Genomic DNA, 17,307 nt, shown 5'->3' with positions numbered 1-17,307 from the left:
GCGCTATTCAGTCGTACAGCAAAGAGAGGGTAAGCCATGGATCTGGTGAAGCGGTTGGAAGAATATCGAGATCGTGAGCGAGAGCTCATGTGGGAGGGAACCTTCGCGCAATACTTTGAGATTGCGACTAAGAAGCCTGAAGTTGCCCGCCTATCGCATGAGCGCGTTTACCATATGATCATGGACGCGGGTGTCGAGACGACCCGTAACAATGAGCAGCACTACAATTTCTTCAGTCAGGAAATCTTTGGTATTGAAAAGCCTCTTCAGCAGATCGTTGACTACTTCCACTCGGCTGCTCAACGCCTGGAGGTGCGTAAACGTATTCTGCTTCTGATGGGCCCTGTAGGTGGCGGTAAGTCCACCATTGTCACCCTGCTTAAGCGTGGCCTGGAAGAATACAGCAAAAGCACGGTGGGCGCGTTGTACGAAATTAAGGGCTGTCCCATGCACGAGGAGCCCCTGCACCTGATTCCCCACGAACTACGCTCAGATGTGGAGCGTGAGTTTGGCATCTACATTGAGGGCGACCTCTGCCCCCACTGCCGCTACATGGTCGATACGCAATTTAAAGGACGTATCGAGGAAGTACCCGTCAAACGTGTGGCCTTTAGCGAGAAGTATCGCATGGGCGTGGGTACCTTCACCCCATCAGATCCTAAAAGCCAGGATATCAGTGAGCTGGTCGGTGGTATCGACCTGTCAACAATTGGCGAGGTTGGCGTCGAAAGCGATCCACGCGCCTACCGCTTCGATGGCGAGTTAAACATCTCAAATCGAGGAATAATGGAATTCGTAGAGATGTTGAAGACGGATGAGAAATTTCTCTATGTTCTGTTGACGCTGAGTCAGGAGCAGAATATCAAGACCGGGCGCTTCAGCATGATCTATGCCGACGAAGTTGTAATCAGTCATACTAATGAGCATGAGTATCAGTCGTTTGTGGGCAATAAGAAGTCGGAGGCGCTTCAGGACCGCATCATCCTGGTTAAGGTCCCCTATAATCTGCGTGTCTCTGACGAGGTCAAGATCTACGAGAAGTTGCTAAAACAGAGTGCCCTCAAAGATGTCCATATCGCTCCCTATACGTTGCGTATTGCAAGTGTCTTCGCGCTGCTCACCCGCTTGGAGCCTTCGAAGAAAGCTGGCATGAGCCTGATGAAGAAACTGAAGCTCTATGATGGCGAGGATATGGAAGACTTTAAGCAAAAGGATGTGCGCGAACTGCAAGAGGAGGCGGTGCGCGAAGGCATGGACGGTATCTCACCGCGCTATGTCATTAACCGCCTGTCAAATGCGCTGGTCAAGCACAATGTGACCTGTATTAATCCCATAGATGCTCTGCGCGCGCTCCGTGATGGCTTGGATCAGCATACCAGCATTACGCGTGAAGAGCGCGAGCGCTACCTCAACTTCGTCAGCGAGGCGCGCAAAGAGTACGATGAACTGGCCAAGAAAGAGGTCCAGCGGGCCTTCGTCTACTCCTATGAGGAGTCGGCGCGCACCCTGCTGAACAACTACCTGGATAATGTCGAGGCCTACTGCAACAAGACGCGCCTGCGCGATCCAATCACCGACGAGGAGATGGAGCCCGATGAGCACCTGATGCGCTCCATTGAGGAACAGATCGGCGTCTCGGAGAACGCGAAGCGCTCCTTCCGCGAAGAAATTCTCATTCGCATCTCGTCACTGGCACGCAAGGGGCAGACCTTTGACTATACCAGTCACGAGCGTCTCAAAGAAGCAATTGAGAAAAAGCTCTTCGCGGACCTGCGCGACGTCGTCAAAATTACCACATCCACTCGTACCCCCGATAAAGAACAGTTACGCAAGATCAACGAGGTCGTCAACCGCTTGATGGCGGAGCACGGCTACTGTCATGTCTGCGCTAACGAAATTCTCCGGTATACGGGCAGTCTCTTGAACCGATAGTAACGAACCGGGCTGATGCAGTAGGGCATATATAGGGAATGTAGATGCACGCGCGAGCCTTGTGCTCGCGCCGTGCGCCGCAAGCTAGTGGCATACCCGGGCAGAGATGCCTTCACGCGCCTCTTCTTGCTAAGGCCGGGTCACCCCCGCCTTCCCCATCACCTACAGTGTGTTCCCCTGGTTACTCGATAGTAAGGAGAACGTACCATGTCTGTCTCACAGCACGATTGGTCGTTGCACCGGAAAGGACAAATAGACCAGGAGCGCCACAAGGAGAAGATACGCGACGCCATTAAAAAAAACCTTGGTGAGATCGTCTCAGAAGAGAATATTATTCTTTCGGATGGCAAAAAAGTTGTACGCGTGCCCGTGCGCTCCCTGGATGAATATCGCTTCCGCTTTGATCCCGGCCGCCAGACGCACTCGGGCCAGGGCAATGGAAAGAGCAAGGTTGGCGATGTCGTCGCCCAGGAGCCGCGCCCTGGCAAGGGGAAGAAGGGGGATGCCGGTAAGGACGCGGGTTATGACTACTACGAGGCCGAAGTCTCGATGGAGGAACTGGCCGCGCTCATCTTCGAGGACCTGAGCCTACCCAACCTGGAAGAGAAGCGCCAGCAGGAGATGGAGACCGAGGCGGTTCGCTTCACCGATGTGCGCAAAAAGGGTCCCATGCCCAATCTGGATAAGAAGCGCACGATTATGGAGAATATCAAGCGCAACGCCTCCAAGGGCGAGGCCCGCTTCAAAGATATCAAATCCGAGGACCTCCGCTTCAAAGTCTGGGAGCCGACCATCAAATTTCAGTCAAATGCGGTAGTACTGGCGATGATGGATGTCAGCGGTTCAATGGGCGAATTCGAGAAATACATTGCAAGAAGTTTCTACTTCTGGATGGTGCGCTTCCTGCGGACAAGGTACAACAATGTGCACATTGTCTTTATCAGCCACCATACAGAGGCCAAGGAGGTGACGGAGGAGGAGTTCTTCCACAAGGGCGAGAGTGGTGGCACACAGGTATCCTCGGCGTATGAGCTGGCCCTCCAGATCATACAGGAGCGCTATAACCCGAATGACTGGAACATCTACCCCTTCCATTTCTCCGATGGCGATAACCTGCCGTGGGATAACGACCGTTGTGTCCAACTGGTAAATAAGCTGATGGAGCAGTGCAACATCTTTGGCTATGGCGAGATACGCGAGGGCCACTATCGCTCGCCCAGTACCTTGATGTCGGCCTATGGCAAGATCAACGACAAGAAGTTTACCGCTGTGACCATCTCAGATAAGAAAGAGGTCTATCCCGCGTTGCGCAAATTCTTCGCCCAACGAGAGCCGGTGCCATCCAGGTAGTTAGGAGGACTCGTATGACAGGTATCGAATCCAATCGCGACCTTGAGCGCTTGCGTGATTCTATTGAAGGGGCCTGGGAGATCGCCCACGAGTTTGGCCTGGACCCCTTCCCGACACACTTTGAACTCGTTCCAGCCGCAATCATGTACGAGTTCGCCTCCTATGGCCTGCCGGGACGTTTTAGTCATTGGACGCATGGTAAGGCGTATTATCGCCAGAAGATGCAGTATGACCTGGGCTTAAGCAAAATCTATGAGATGGTGGTCAACACCAATCCTAGCTATGCCTTTCTCATGGAGATGAATGACATGCTACAAAATACCTTTGTAGCAGCCCACGTCTTTGGTCATACCGACTTTTTCAAAAATAACGCCTACTTTCAGCATACGTCCAGGCGCATGATCGACAAGGTCAGTATTCATGCCGAGCGGATCGCCAAGTATGAATTCGACCATGGTAAGCAAGAGGTGGAGCGTTTCCTGGATGCGGCCCTCTCCATTCAGGAACATATCGACTACAATCTGCTGCTGCATCACGATCAGGAGTCCAAGGAAAGCAAGTTTGTCAAGCAGTCGACCGATTACGATGATCTCTGGGAACTGGATACGCGTCTGAAGCAGGCGACGGAGGAACATGAAGAGCGTGCGAATAAGCCCGTCAAGTTTCCCGAGAAGCCGGAGAAGGATCTCCTTCTATTCCTCATGCAGCACTCGCCCCACCTGGAGACCTGGCAGCGCGACATTATCGAAATCGTGCGCAGCGAGATGCTCTACTTTTTCCCCCAGATGCAGACCAAGGTCATGAATGAGGGCTGGGCCTGCCTGGTTGGCGAGAGCCTGGTGCTGACTGAACATGGCCTGTTGCGCTATGATGAGTTGCACAAACGACTCGCCGAGGGGCAGAGCATCCAGGTTGCCAGCGGTGAACGCCAGTGCGATGTTGTCAGCGATCGGCATATTCGGCGTAACGCCAGAACCATTCGCCTGCGTACCCGTCGTGGCCTGGTCCTGGAGGGAGCCGAGGGCCATAAGCTTAGCGTGGGTCCAGAGCAGTGGATGGAGTTGAAGGATGTACATGTGGGACAGCGTATCCCGCTTAGTGTGGGCAGCAATGTCTGGCCTACTGAGCACGTCGCCATTACTCACCCTACGCCGAAAACCTGGGCCACGGTAGAAGACGTCGCGCAGACAGCAGGTGTAGGTGTGCATACCGTTTATCGCTCGCTACGTGGGCAGACGACATATGCCCAGGAGCGTATTACTGAGGCCGTGACGCGTACTGGCTATACAGCGGGAACTGCTGGTAAGGCGCTCTATGCCAGCCGCTTCCCCTTGCAGTCTCCCACGCATGTCACTGAGGAGTTTGCCGAGTTCCTGGGCTACCTGGTCGGCGATGGCAACATTCATAGTCAGAAGCAGGCCATTGGCTATACCAGTGGAGATCTCGAACTGGCGGAACGCTACGCGGAGCTAGTGACACGTCTCTTTGCCATTGAGGCACGTCCTGTATGGGATGATAACACTGTCAATGGCAAGGGTGGGCGCTGGCGCGTCGTCTTCTACTCAGCGAATGTGTTGGATCTGCTGCAAACGCTGGGGATCGATTTGCAGGCTAAGGCGCATACAAAAACCATTCCTGACGCCATCTTACGTTCACCCAAATCCGTGGTCAGTGCCTTTTTGCGGGCCTACTTTGATTGTGATGGTTGTGCCTCGCGCAGCGATGGTGTGATTCTCTCCACCTTCAGTGACGAGATCGCGCAGGCGCTCCAGGTGATCTTGCTCAATTACGGCATTCTCTCACGACGTTATGATGTCAACATTCGTATTAAAGGCCAATCGGCCCGTCTCTTCGCGCAGGAGATTGGCTTTAGCCTGCCGCGTAAGCAGCAGAAATTGAGCCAGTACCTGGAGAGCCATCGCTGGTTCTTAACCGAAGATCCAACTGATGAAGTCGTCAGCATTGAGCCTGGGGTTGCTGATGTTTATGATATCACTGTGGAAGAGACGCATCGCTATATCGCTAACGGTATGCTGCACCACAACAGCATCTGGCACTCTCGTATCATGCGTGAGTTGGGCGATAGAAGCGTGATTACCGATTCGGAGACGATTGAGTTCGCGCAGCTGCACTCAGGCGTGCTCTCGCCCTCGAAGACCTCGCTCAATCCCTACTATATCGGTTTCAAGGTCTTTGAGGATATCGAGCAGCGCTGGAACGCTCCCAACAAGGAGGAGCAGGACAAGTTTGGGCGCAAGCCAGGGGCGGGCCGCGAGAAAATCTTCGAGGTGCGTGAGCTGGATAATGATGTCTCATTCTTGCGCAACTACCTGACCGAGGATCTCATCAAGGACCTGGATCTCTATCTCTACAAGAAAGAGGGAGATGAGTGGGTTGTTGTCGAGAAAAACTGGCAGAAGGTGCGCGACTCGATTGTTGGCAGCCTGACCAACTTTGGCTATCCCTACCTGGTGGTGGATAACGGCGATTATCGCGGTAATCGCGAACTCTACATCAAACATATGCATGAGGGCCAGGATCTCGACCTCAACTACGCGGAGAAGACCCTGCAGCATGTGTATGTTCTGTGGGGACGCCCGGTCCATCTTGAGACCATCTTTGATGGCAAGCGTATCCTGCTCTCTTACGATGGTGAGCGCAGCAGTAAGAGTACGTTAGAGAAGTAGAGCTCGTTCTCTAGCAGAGCATGAAAGGGTCCCCTCCACAAAAACAGCCATGGAGGGGACCCTTTTTGAGAGAAAGTGGAGGTTGGAGAGGATAATTTTGCCGCCTCCCGCGCGCTCTCTCATCTGCTACTGGTAATCAGTAGCGCTCCTCTTCCCAGGGATCGGCATGATTGTGATAGCCACGCACTTCCCAGAAGCCAGGGCGGTCCTGCTCCATAAACTCCAGTATCAAGATTTATTGAGCAACCGCAAAGCTGTTGGGGCAAAGGCTTGATTATTCGTTTGAAATAGTGGAAGCTATTTGCACCTTACACATAGCATAGCACGTATATAGAGAGAGATTTGAGAGAGATTTTTTGCTACGTTAGCAAATATCCTCTTTATTAGGAGAACTAATTATGGTCATCTTCCTGCTGGCGCTTATTGGTACGGTCATCGTGATGGTGATTTTAACGCTTGGGCGCCTGGTGTTTGGCCGGCGCGAGCGGTTCGAGCGCGGCAAGTTTACGCGCTGGTTCCTTGGGTATACTATCTTTAATTTCTTATTGAGCCTCTTGATCCTGTACTTCTCGCTCCCGGCCTTGACGGGTCCCTTCTGGGGCTGGCAATGGGTGCTCTGGCCCCTGTTTTTGAGTAGCCTGGGTAACCTCTTTACTTTTGCTGCCCCGGTGATGGAGGCCGCGTCGAGTGCTGCGGGTGGTGTGCGCATCAATTTTCAGCAATCCTCTATTGGGCGGGCCGCGACTCGTGGTGTCTCGCGTGGCACCATCGCGGCGGGCATTCTAGGCCTGGTGGTGGTTGGCGTTATTGGTATCGCCGCGCCCGCGCTCATCACCATTTTTACAACCTGGTTTGATGTCAATACGAAGGCCCTGGCGGCGATTCCCCAGGTCACGATGCAGGCCAGCGATAAGCTACCGCCAACTGATCAGAACCATATCGTGCTGGCGAGCAAGAGTGTCGCGGCTTATAAAGGGCAGCAGGTGCTGGGCTCAAATGGGCAGAACCTGGGGTCCGCTTACGGCATTGATGCAGATAGCTATACGCTTCAGTCCATCAAGGGCCACCTCTACTATGTGGCTCCGTTGAGCTACAATAACATCTTTGTAAATCTCTCGAATCCGCGGACGCCCGGCTTTGTCGTCGTGGACGCCGAGAATCCCCAGGCCGTACCTAAGCTGTACACCGAGCAGGTCCAGTCGGGTACCTCGCTGGCCTACCTGCCTGGCGCGTTGCTGAACCAGGATCTCCTGCGCCATGTCTACTTGAATGGCTATACTTATGGCAAGCTGGTCGATCCGACGTTGGAGCTGGACGATAACTATCACCCGTACTGGACGGTCTCGTTGATGCAGCCTATTCGTGGCTATGTGGGTGATGTCCTCTCCGAGGTGCTCCTGGTGGATGCGCATACCGGGGTGATTACGAAGTATGCCCCCAACAAGGTTCCAGCCTGGGTGGACCGGGTCATGCCCTCCGATACCGTACAGCAGTACCTCTCCTGGTGGGGACGCTATCATGCCGCGCCCTGGTTTAACCCATCGGGCGCCGGTCAGCAGGTGACTGCGGGCGATCCTGAGTTACTCTACAATAGAGTGGATAGTCCCGTCTGGCTTGTGCCAATGACCTCGTCTTCAAGTAGCGATAATTCGAGCACGGGTGTCTTCCTCTTTGACACGCATAAGAATCAGGCAACCTTCTATCCCTTACAGGGCGTTGGCATAGGTGATAACGTCATTAAGACCTTCCAGTCGACGCGCTCCAACATTCGCAACTATAGCGTGGCAAGCGTGCAGTTATACCAGATCTATGACAGGCCCACCTGGGTCGCGATCTATGTGCAGGATACTGGCCCTTCTACCAGTGATACCTCGAATAGTGGTAGTAGCAGTGTGGGATCACAGACCACGGGCGCGATCTTTCAGGCGGTAGGTATCGTCGATGCCAGGAACCTGAACGGAAGCAATGTTCAGTTTGATACCTCGCTCTCGCAGGCTTTGCAGGACTACCAGCAGTGGTTGACACAGTCTGGTGGTGGAGGCAATGTGCCCGCCACGGGCCAGACACAGGCGGTCACGGGCAAGGTCTTGCGCGCTTCGGCGGTGCAGCAGGGAAGTAATACCGTGTACTATATCCAGCTTGAGGGGCAGCCGTATATCTTTACCGCTAACCTCTCGCTTTCGCCAAAGCTACCGCTGGTCCAGCCCGGTGACACGATCACTGGAACATTTGAGAAGACAGATAACCAGGTAGTAAACTTCAAGACCTTTGACGATACCAGCATTAACCTGGGGCAGAGCGGGCCTACCTCGGCTCCGACTTCCAGCCCAACGCCGGTATTAACCCCAACATCAACGACGTCACCTAAGAAGTAAGCCTACCGGGCAGGTAGCATAATGGGTCCTGGCAGCCTGTGGCTACCAGGACCCATTATGCTACTAATAGCCTCGCTGGTGCTCGTAGACGTTGCGCAGTGGCTGACCAGCGCGGTAACGACGCAGATTATTGGCGAAGAGATCGGCCAGGCGAGCCTCATAATGCTCGGTGGCGCCAGAGATATGCGGGGTTAGAATCACATTGGGGAGATCGTAGAGTGGGCTTTCGGCGGGCAGGGGTTCTGTGGCGGTAACATCCAGGCCCGCGCCAGCGATCCAGCCCTCCTGGAGCGCGCGCAGCAAGACTTCCTCATCAATGACTTTGCCACGGGCGATGTTGATCAGGTAGGCATGAGCCTGCATGGCGCGTAGCTCGCGCTCGCCGATCAGTTTCTCTGTGTTCCGAGTAAGGGGAACGGCGATGACGATATAGTCACTCTGCTGCAATACCTCAAGCATGCGGCTCTGGGGGAAGAGCTGATCGACATCGGGGTCTTGCTCTCCATCTTTGGCCGAGTGGCGGGTTGCCAGTACTCGCATGCCAAAGGCGCGCGCGACCTGAGCGATGCGACGCCCAATATTGCCCATGCCGATGATGGCGAGTGTCTGCCCATGTAGTTCACGCTCACGGAAAGGCACCTGGTAGGTCTCGGGAAAATACTGTTCTATATTGCGCGGCCAGGCATGCCGCCTCTGCATATCGACCAGTTGAGGCCAGGCTCGATTAAACATGATCATGCTGCCAAAGACATACTCGCTGATGTTCGTGACATGAATACCCGAGCCAGTGGTGACGATAACGCCACTGTCAGGGGCGAGAATGCTGTTCTCGCGCAGGCTATCGATGCCCGCGGCAGGCGACTGGAGCCAGCGAAGCTTTGGAGCCAGCTCGCGCCAGTTTTTTGGCAGGAAGCCGCAGATAATTTCGGCCTCTTTAACGCTCCGGTTAAACTCTTCTCTATCCTCTATGACGTGAATATCGGTCTGCGCCGCAGCGCGTAACTTCTCCAATGAGGCCTGACTAAAGCCAAAGCGGCTAACAATCGGGGGATAAGCTGTCATATAATACCATCCTTAATTTTTAAGGGTCCATGCCAGCATGGATCCTACATCTGCATATGTTTTAGAGCTATTTGGCGGTAGAGATGTTTGCCTGGCGCCGGTGGGTGAGCCATTCGACGCCGAAATTGACGAGAGGGCGTTGGCGCAGGAGGCGGCACGTGGCCGAGCCAACCTGACCAATGATAGCAGCTCTTGAACGCTCAAAATCCGCTCCCAGTTCGGGAAAGATGTCGGAGTCGATATCAATATCTCGATAGGTTTTCCAGACCCGCTGGCCATTTTCAATAATGGGTGCGGCCCGCTCGATCTCACTCCCTCCGGGGGCGCGATACTCGGCCAGGTGTAGCGCTGTGCAACTATCATAGCCTACACCCAGGAGTAGGATGGAGCCATCCAACTCGTACATGCGAGCCAGCGGAGAGCCCTCGCCCAAGCCGTAATCCAGGCTGTGATGCGCGATGATACGTTCCGCGTGCTTGCCCCAGGCCGCGAAGGAGACATTGGGGTGCGCGCTACGCAGCGTGTCAGGGTGAGCGCGAAAGACCTCTACGATCGCGCCCATCCCGCGCGTCGGAGTAAGATGTGGGTCATAGGCAGGCATCGTCTCCTGAATGATTGGCCACCATTCGCGAGGTACGGGTGGGCGTTGCCAGTGGGTCGGATCGGAGAGGTCTCCGCTCTGGGTGGGCATGATCAGCGTCCCCTCGCCAGTCAGGACGTCCATCAAGGCCTGTACGACAGCCACAGCCCCGCCACAGACCCAGCCAAGCGAGCTAAGGGAGGAATGGACCAGAAGTGTCATGCCTGGTTGTACACCTAGCTGGCGCAGATCGTGCGCCAGGCTCTGGCGCGTGCGTGGCTCGGGTGTCTCTTGAACCATTGTGTGTTCGCTCACGAGAAAATATCCTTTGCATTGTTGCGTCTCTCTGCTTGGTATTATACATAGAAATGGATGATGAAGGCGATTGCAGGCATGGTCCGCAATCGCCTTCATCATCCATTTCTATGACCCACAGGCTATTTGAGGGGGAGCTTGGCACGCTCATACTGGCGAGGCCAGGCGATATCATGGCCCAGCTCATGCGCGGCGCGCAGCGGCCAGTGGGGATCGCGCAGCAACTCACGCGCCAGGGCAATCACATCCGCCTCTCCGCTGGCTACAATCTCATTGGCATGTGTAGCCTCTGTAATTAAGCCAACGGCGGCGGTGGGAACGCCAGCTTCGCGCCGTACCTGCTCGGCGAAGGGGACCTGGTAGCCTGGCTTGAGCGGAATTTTTGCCAGAGCATTGCCGCCAGAGGAGACGTCGACTAAGTCGACACCATGCACTTTGAGCGCCCTGGAAACCTCAACCGTCTCCTCAATGGTGAGCCCACCCTCGGTCCAGTCGCTGGCGGAGAGACGTACGAGCAGGGGCAGGTGCTCGGACCAGACCTGGCGTATGGCATCGGTGACCTCCAGCAGGAAGCGCATGCGGTTCTCTAGCGAGCCACCATACTCATCTGTGCGCTTATTGGAGAGAGGCGAGAGGAACTCGTGGGTAAGATAGCCATGAGCACCGTGGATCTCGACGATCTCAAATCCCGCTTTTAAGGCCCGCTTGGCCGCGATCTTGAAGCTGGTGACGACCTGCTGGATCTCTTCGTGTGTCAGCTCCTGGGGGAGGGGATAGTTCTCTGAGAAGCGTACCTCGCTGGGGCCGATGGTTTGCCAGCGACCATCTTCTGAGGCCAGCTCCCCGCTTCCACTCCAGGGCCTATATGTCGAGGCTTTTCTCCCAGCGTGAGCTAACTGGATTGCCGGCGAGGCTCCCTGCTCTTTGATAAAGCGGGTAATGCGTGCCAGGGGCGCGATATGCTCGTCGCGATAAATACCCAGATCCTGGGGCGAGATACGTCCCCGCGCCTCGACCGCGGCCGCCTCCGTCATGACCAGCGCGGCCCCACCAACGGCAAAGCTGCCCAGGTTGACGAGGTGCCAGTCATTGGCGAAGCCATCTTCAGCCGAGTACTGGCACATAGGCGCGACCATGACACGGTTGCGTAGCGTGATGCCACGAAGCTGAAGGGGACGGAAAAGGGGGGGAATGCTGCTCTCTTGACCAGGCGTTAGCGTAGCTTCTTCAGCTATATGCATAGATACAACAACTCCTTGACAGCAAATCTATGTGAAGCGAGTAGAGAAAACGAGCTTGCATGGTTTGTTTAGAGTAAATTACTCATGAATACAAACAGAGAAGTTGCCAATGGTTATTCCCTGCCTATGAAAAGAAGCCTCTCCCCTATCAGGGGAGAGGCTTCCGTGTAGTACAGGAAGGCACATTCAGTCCACGGAGGAAGTGGTGGAATATGCTAGGATGAGACAGTGAAGGCCGCATCGTCGATGAAAAAGGCGCTCGGGGCGCTGGCGTTGCCCTGGCTTTTCCAGACGATCTGCACCTGCTGGCCCTTAAAGGGAAGCAGGGCCTTGCTGACATCCCTGCTGATCTGTTGCCAGTCGCTGTTGGCGCTACAACTGGTGGTGACTTTGGTAATGATCTGTCCCCTGACATCACTGATCTGGGCGGTCAGTGTATCATTGCAGCCCGCGCTCTCGCGTGTGGCACTACTAAGCCAGAAGCTCAGCGTCATACTCTTGATGTTGCCTGGAAGCGTGATGGTCTGGGAAAGCTGGTCGGTACAGTTGTTGTAGCCACAGAGGTAGCCACTGGCACTCCCACCATGCACTTGTGTACTATCGATGAGCTGAAAGCCCCCTGTGGAACTCTCCTGCCAGCTGGTCTGACCCTTTTCAAAGTCACCGTTATTCAGGAGTGGTGTTGTGGTGCCGCCAGTACCCCCGCCGCCGCCGGTACCTCCCCCGCCGCCAGTGTTGCCATTGGCCAAGTCCTGGGCGATATTTCCGGCATCGGGCGTTCCCATGCCGCTGGCAAGGTCATAGCCCTGGGTAGCTTGATAATGCAGGTTATTGCCAGTTGTGATGTCATGGTAGGGAGGCAGGGCCTGCTGCGCCGTAAAGAGGCTATAGAGCGCGGTGTGGGCACTGCCTAGTGTGGGTTTATTCTGTCCCTGGAGAGACTGGTTGACGTCCGTGACGATGCCAGCCCAGAGCGGAGCTGCCGCGCTGGTGCCTCCAACGACTCCCCATTGCCCGGTGACAAACACGGAGTAGCCAGTATTGGGATCGGCATCGGCAGAGACATCTGGAACTGTGCGATTGGCGTTCTTCTGTACGCCATTCTGATAGGCGGGACGAGTAAAGTGGTTGCTGATGCCGCCACCACCACCAACACCCTTCGGGCCACGTCCCTGAGCGTTGGGATTGCTCCAGACTGACTCGCTCTGGTAGGCCCCATTCGCGTCTACCTGGAGGGCGGTACCACCGACGCCTACGACATTAGGATCGCTTGCCGGGGAGTCTACCGCTAGTTGATTGTCGTTGCAATCATAGGCCCCTGAATCACCCGAGGCCGCGAAAAAGGCCTGCCCCTGAGCTGCACCCTGCTTAAAGATGTTGCTCAAGCTGTCAAGCATAGAATTGCCTGAGCTTGTCTCACAGAGGCCCCAACTGATACTGACCACTTTGGCGGTATTATCGGTAACAATCTTATTATAAGTATCGATGACCCCAGCGTTACTATTAGGGCCGATGTAGATTTTCTGGTTGGCGCCAGGAGCGATGGCCGAGACCACCTCCATATCGAGTTCAACCTCGATTGCGCCTTGCCCCGCTGTATTGGTCGCGCCATCGACCAGGACATTGGAGTAGCGAGGGGCGCCCAGGTTATACTGCTGTAGGTATGTATTAACGTCAGTAGGAGTGTACCCATCCAGCTCAAAGAGGGCGACCGTTTGATTGGTCCCGTTGTTGCCTGCCTGGAGCAATGGGTTCACATCATAGGCCGTGCGCAGGTCAGTCGGAGTAAAGCCGCCCTGGGAACCCTGGCGCGGTTTCTTAGGATTGGGCTGCAACTGGGCATGGTGGTGATAGCGTGCCACGCTCTCCAGCCCTGCTACATTGGAGATCATACCTGCCATGTCTGCTGGCACCGAGGGATCATTGAGAGGTGCATAGGCGACGCGGCCATCGATATTGTAATCCGAGATGGAGACGCTGAACGCCTTCTCTACGTTGTCCATCGATCCACGTACATTGATGATTTGCCTGTTTGTAGATACATTGGCAATTTGCAATCCATTGCTGCGCAAATATGCCGAGACTCGCTCTACATCCTCTTGCGTTGGCGCGAAGCGACGCATAAAATCCTGCGGGGTCAGGTAGTGGTGATAGAGCGCGGATTGGGGATTGTTCTGCGCGGCGAGCAAGGCGTCCAACTGGGCCTGGTTGCGCAAATTGAGCGAGACCGCCAGGCGCATCTCTTGCTGCCCATTGGAGGCGTGCATGGGAGTATATCTCTTCATGGCCGGTGCGATATGCCCCAGCAATTTGTAGCGCTGACCAGCCAGGCGCCCCTGGTAGGGGCCACTCGCCGAGGCCGCGAGATGGTTCCCCACCACCTGGGCCACTATAATCGCCCCAATGAGGAGAACCAGGGCGAGCAGTGCCAGGGGGAGAGACCATGTACGTTTTGAAACTTGCATGTAAGCTCCTTTGATACAATGCCTTGCTTTCCACAAGTGCCTCATCGAAAACCTGAGCGCTAGCCGCGAGAGCGGGCGCTGCGCCCCCGAATGGGGGTTGATTTTCGCATAAGGAGTAATAGATAGCAAGCAAAAAGGCGTTCACGAGAACATGTCGTGGCTGAATGCTGTTCGCGTACTACTTGTGTAGCAGCCTTTAGGACAAAGCTTATAGTGAAACATGTTGATATTCCATGCATTTTAAATAAACAGATAGAAAAGTACCATTTAGGGTTGAGAAATCTTTACTGAGGCAGGTGAAGATGTAAGATAATGGTCCTATACGTGTAAATTTGGCCTGCCCGTTTGCTGAACAGAATGAAGGTGATGTAAAAGGGGCGATTGGAGGTGCGTAGGCCAGGTCGCCACGCCTGTGTGATATGCTATGGCATAGATTGTCTGGAGCGAAGAGGCTTTGGACAAGCAAGCGGAGATTGCAATGTTACAGGGAGGTTGTGTGTGAATATAGAAAAGGACACGATTGCTGTACGCAGCGGCGAGGCCTTTGATCCTCACGTAGTAGAAGACTATTTACGCGCGCAGATAGCCGAGGTGCGCGCTCAGCCTGAAGGATCACTGGAGGTACGCCAGTTTCCATCCGGGGCCTCCAATTTGACGTACTTGCTGAAGATGGGTACCTGGGAGGGCGTCTTGCGACGCCCACCTCTAGGACCTGTTCCCCCAAAGGCGCATGATATGGGTCGTGAGTCTGGACTCTTACGCCAGATCCATCCCGTCTTTCCCCTTGCTCCCAGGCCCTACTGCTTCTGTGATGATCCGTCGGTTCTGGGCGCGCCCTTCTATGTCATGGAGCGCAGGCAAGGGCTTGTTCTGGATAGTGCCCTACCTCCCGGTATCGAGGCCACAGAGGAACTGGGTCGGCGTCTCTCGCAGGCGGTTGTGGAGACGCTGGTGGAGGTCCACGCCATAGATTGGCAGCAGGCGGGCCTGGAGCACTTTGGCTATCCGCTAGGTTTTCTAGAGCGGCAGGTCAAGAGCTGGATCGAGCGATATCAACGCGCGCAGACCGACGAGATCCCTAAGGTTGAGCCATTGTTGCGCTGGCTCAATACGCACATCCCAACCAGCCCCGCCGCCAGCTTGATTCATAATGATTTCAAGTTGAATAACATGCTCTTCGCCGAGGATGACCCGGCGCGCCCGGCGGCGGTTCTGGACTGGGAGATGGCGACGCTGGGCGATCCCCTCTTCGACCTGGCCATCTCGCTCAGCTACTGGGTGCGTCCGAGCGATCCCCCCGAATTGCGCAGCATTCTTCCTACAGTGACGGTCCTGCCGGGTTTCTATGAGCGAAATGAGTTTCTTGAGCTCTACGCGCGCAAGAGTGGTCGTGATCTCAGCGATATGCATTTCTATATGACGTTCGCCTACTTTAAGCTGGCCGTTATCTTGCAACAAATCTATGTTCGCTGGAAGCGAGGTCAGACACAGGACGCGCGCTTCGCTGGATTTGGCAAGCGTGTTTATACTCTTATTCAGCACGCCTACGCTGTATCTCAACAAGGACAACTAAATTAGAGATTCATTGTCACGTTGTTAATGGTCTGACATAGGATGTTTATCATTATTCATGAGGAACAGAGAGGTTCACACTGATGACGACAAACACCGCAAATTCGGTTCAAAGTACGTTTCTGCGCCAGCAGCCAGTGAAGATGCTCATTGGCGGACAATGGGTTGAGTCCACCAGTGGCAAGACCTTTGCCACCATAAATCCAGCCACGACAGAGGTACTGGCGCAGGTCGCCGAGGGGGAGAGCGAAGACATCAATCGCGCGGTCGCCGCGGCCCGTAAAGCCTTCGAGAGTGGTCCCTGGCCGAAGATGACGCCCTCGCAGCGGGGGCGCTTGCTCTGGAAGCTGGCCGACCTGCTGGAGGCGCATGCCGAAGAGTTTGCCGCGCTGGAGACGCTTGATAACGGCAAGCCGATCAAATACGCGAAGGGTGGGGATGTCCCCCTGACAGTCGACCACTTCCGCTACTTCGCGGGCTGGGCCTCCAAACTGGAGGGCGAGACCATCCCGGTCTCCATTCCCAATATGTTTACCTATACCTTGCGCGAACCCCTGGGCGTGGTGGGACAGATCATCCCCTGGAACTTCCCGCTCCAGATGGCCTCCTGGAAGCTTGCTCCTGCCCTGGCCTGTGGCAACACGGTTGTGCTCAAACCGGCGGAACAGACACCACTCACGGCCCTGCGCCTGGGCGAGCTTATCTGTGAGGCTGGCTTCCCCGATGGTGTTGTCAATATTGTTCCCGGCTTTGGCGAAACGGCTGGCGCGGCCCTGGCGGCGCACCCCGATGTCGATAAGATTGCCTTTACAGGTTCGACCGAGGTTGGCCGCAAGATTGTCCAGGCAAGCGCGGGCAACCTGAAGAAGGTCACGCTGGAGTTGGGTGGCAAGTCGCCGAACATTATCTTCCCCGATGCCGATCTCAAATATGCTGTGCGGGGAGCGATGAACGCTATCTTCTTTAACCAGGGCCAGGTCTGCACCGCTGGCAGCCGTCTCTTTGTGCATCAATCGGTCTATGAGCAGGTGGTAAGTGGCTTGGCCGAGTATGCGCAGAAAATGAAGATTGGCGCGGGCATCGATCCGGCAAGCGATCTGGGACCGCTGGTGTCGCAGGAACAGTTGGAGCGTGTGCTGGGCTATGTCGAGAGCGGCAAGCACGAGGGGGCCAGCGTCGTGACCGGTGGCGAGCGGGTAGCCACACAGGACCTGGCGGGTTACTTTATGCGTCCAACCGTTTTTGATGATGTGCAGGACGAGATGCGTATCGCGCGCGAAGAGATTTTTGGTCCCGTAGTGGTGGCGCTCCCCTTTGAGAACGTCGAAGAGGTGGCGGTGCGTGCCAACGCCTCCATATATGGTCTGGCGGCAGGCGTCTGGACAAGCGATGTGAAGATCGCGCACAAAATGGCATCGACCCTGAAGGCGGGTGTGGTCTGGGTTAATACCTATAATATGTTCGATGCCGCAGCCCCCTTTGGAGGGTATAAACAAAGTGGGTATGGCCGAGAGATGGGGCACGCGGTCCTGGACGCGTATACACAAACAAAAACCGTCTGGATGGGCCTGCGCTAAGAAGGTGCTACGATAGAGTAAGGCCCTCTTAACAATCCCCCGGTCCCTTACTCTATCGTTTACCTGACAAATAGAACGTGCCCGCGTTCATTTTTAGCGGATACAGTTTTGGTCCATCTTAAATTTTGTATGTTCCTATCCCTTAAATGGC

At 55.2% G+C, this 17,307-nt stretch carries 10 protein-coding genes and 1 pseudogene; 6 read left to right on the top strand and 5 right to left on the bottom strand.

What is annotated here, in order from left to right:
* Nucleotides 1-36: 36 nt before the first annotated feature.
* The 3 genes from JMJ04_RS05005 to JMJ04_RS04995 all read left to right on the top strand — a co-directional run bounded on the left by JMJ04_RS05005 (nt 37) and on the right by JMJ04_RS04995 (nt 5,969).
* Nucleotides 37-1,932 (top strand): PrkA family serine protein kinase, encoded by a 1,896-nt coding sequence (locus JMJ04_RS05005; protein WP_201369445.1) that lies wholly within the window; start codon nt 37-39, stop codon nt 1,930-1,932.
* A 207-nt stretch (nt 1,933-2,139) separates the two neighbouring features.
* Nucleotides 2,140-3,282, top strand: a complete 1,143-nt coding sequence (yhbH, locus tag JMJ04_RS05000; RefSeq protein WP_201369444.1) for a sporulation protein YhbH — start codon at nt 2,140-2,142, stop codon at nt 3,280-3,282.
* Nucleotides 3,283-3,296: 14 nt separating this feature from the next.
* Nucleotides 3,297-5,969, top strand: a complete 2,673-nt coding sequence (locus JMJ04_RS04995; protein ID WP_201369443.1) for a SpoVR family protein — start codon at nt 3,297-3,299, stop codon at nt 5,967-5,969.
* A gap of 136 nt (nt 5,970-6,105) precedes the next feature.
* On the opposite strand, the pseudogene JMJ04_RS48585 reads toward JMJ04_RS04995, so the two are convergent.
* Nucleotides 6,106-6,195: pseudogene (locus tag JMJ04_RS48585) on the bottom strand (sulfite oxidase-like oxidoreductase); the annotation flags it as partial.
* A 172-nt stretch (nt 6,196-6,367) separates the two neighbouring features.
* On the opposite strand from JMJ04_RS48585, the gene JMJ04_RS04990 reads away from it, so the two are divergent.
* Nucleotides 6,368-8,344 carry a hypothetical protein gene (locus JMJ04_RS04990; RefSeq protein ID WP_201369442.1) on the top strand — a complete coding sequence of 659 codons (1,977 nt, stop codon included), beginning with the start codon at nt 6,368-6,370 and terminating at the stop codon, nt 8,342-8,344.
* 63 nt (nt 8,345-8,407) lie between these two features.
* Here JMJ04_RS04990 and JMJ04_RS04985 read toward each other — a convergent pair whose 3' ends face one another.
* From JMJ04_RS04985 to JMJ04_RS04970, 4 genes are all read right to left on the bottom strand, one after another.
* The gene (locus JMJ04_RS04985; RefSeq protein WP_201369441.1) at nt 8,408-9,406 is read right to left on the bottom strand and encodes a D-2-hydroxyacid dehydrogenase; all 999 of its coding nucleotides are present in this window, start codon (nt 9,404-9,406) and stop codon (nt 8,408-8,410) included.
* A gap of 67 nt (nt 9,407-9,473) precedes the next feature.
* Nucleotides 9,474-10,301 (bottom strand): AAC(3) family N-acetyltransferase, encoded by an 828-nt coding sequence (locus JMJ04_RS04980; protein WP_307811642.1) that lies wholly within the window; start codon nt 10,299-10,301, stop codon nt 9,474-9,476.
* Between the two features lie 122 nt (nt 10,302-10,423).
* Complete coding sequence (locus JMJ04_RS04975) at nt 10,424-11,542, bottom strand: NADH:flavin oxidoreductase/NADH oxidase (protein ID WP_201369440.1); 1,119 nt, start codon at nt 11,540-11,542, stop codon at nt 10,424-10,426.
* A gap of 215 nt (nt 11,543-11,757) precedes the next feature.
* Nucleotides 11,758-14,007, bottom strand: coding sequence for a S53 family peptidase (locus JMJ04_RS04970; RefSeq protein ID WP_201369439.1), 2,250 nt, complete (start codon nt 14,005-14,007; stop codon nt 11,758-11,760).
* A 498-nt stretch (nt 14,008-14,505) separates the two neighbouring features.
* Between JMJ04_RS04970 and JMJ04_RS04965 the strand changes: the two genes are divergently transcribed.
* Nucleotides 14,506-15,585, top strand: a complete 1,080-nt coding sequence (locus JMJ04_RS04965) for a phosphotransferase family protein (protein ID WP_201369438.1) — start codon at nt 14,506-14,508, stop codon at nt 15,583-15,585.
* Nucleotides 15,586-15,662: 77 nt separating this feature from the next.
* Entirely contained in the window at nt 15,663-17,156 is a 1,494-nt protein-coding gene (locus JMJ04_RS04960; RefSeq protein ID WP_201369437.1) for an aldehyde dehydrogenase family protein, read from the top strand.
* The last annotated feature ends 151 nt before the right edge of the window (nt 17,157-17,307 follow it).

This window comes from Ktedonobacter robiniae (assembly GCF_016587375.1).
Lineage (GTDB): Bacteria > Chloroflexota > Ktedonobacteria > Ktedonobacterales > Ktedonobacteraceae > Ktedonobacter > Ktedonobacter robiniae.
The sequence above is the reverse complement of the archived record's forward strand: the minus strand, read 5'-3'. Positions and strand labels throughout refer to the sequence as shown.

What these genes read in the sequence shown, in the direction of transcription:
- JMJ04_RS05005 (WP_201369445.1), top strand. Translation starts at nt 37, where the DNA reads ATGGATCTGGTGAAGCGGTTGGAAGAATATCGAGATCGTGAGCGAGAG.
- yhbH (WP_201369444.1), top strand. Translation starts at nt 2,140, where the DNA reads ATGTCTGTCTCACAGCACGATTGGTCGTTGCACCGGAAAGGACAAATA.
- JMJ04_RS04995 (WP_201369443.1), top strand. Translation starts at nt 3,297, where the DNA reads ATGACAGGTATCGAATCCAATCGCGACCTTGAGCGCTTGCGTGATTCT.
- JMJ04_RS04990 (WP_201369442.1), top strand. Translation starts at nt 6,368, where the DNA reads ATGGTCATCTTCCTGCTGGCGCTTATTGGTACGGTCATCGTGATGGTG.
- JMJ04_RS04985 (WP_201369441.1), bottom strand. Translation starts at nt 9,406, where the DNA reads ATGACAGCTTATCCCCCGATTGTTAGCCGCTTTGGCTTTAGTCAGGCC.
- JMJ04_RS04975 (WP_201369440.1), bottom strand. Translation starts at nt 11,542, where the DNA reads ATGCATATAGCTGAAGAAGCTACGCTAACGCCTGGTCAAGAGAGCAGC.
- JMJ04_RS04970 (WP_201369439.1), bottom strand. Translation starts at nt 14,007, where the DNA reads ATGCAAGTTTCAAAACGTACATGGTCTCTCCCCCTGGCACTGCTCGCC.
- JMJ04_RS04960 (WP_201369437.1), top strand. Translation starts at nt 15,663, where the DNA reads ATGACGACAAACACCGCAAATTCGGTTCAAAGTACGTTTCTGCGCCAG.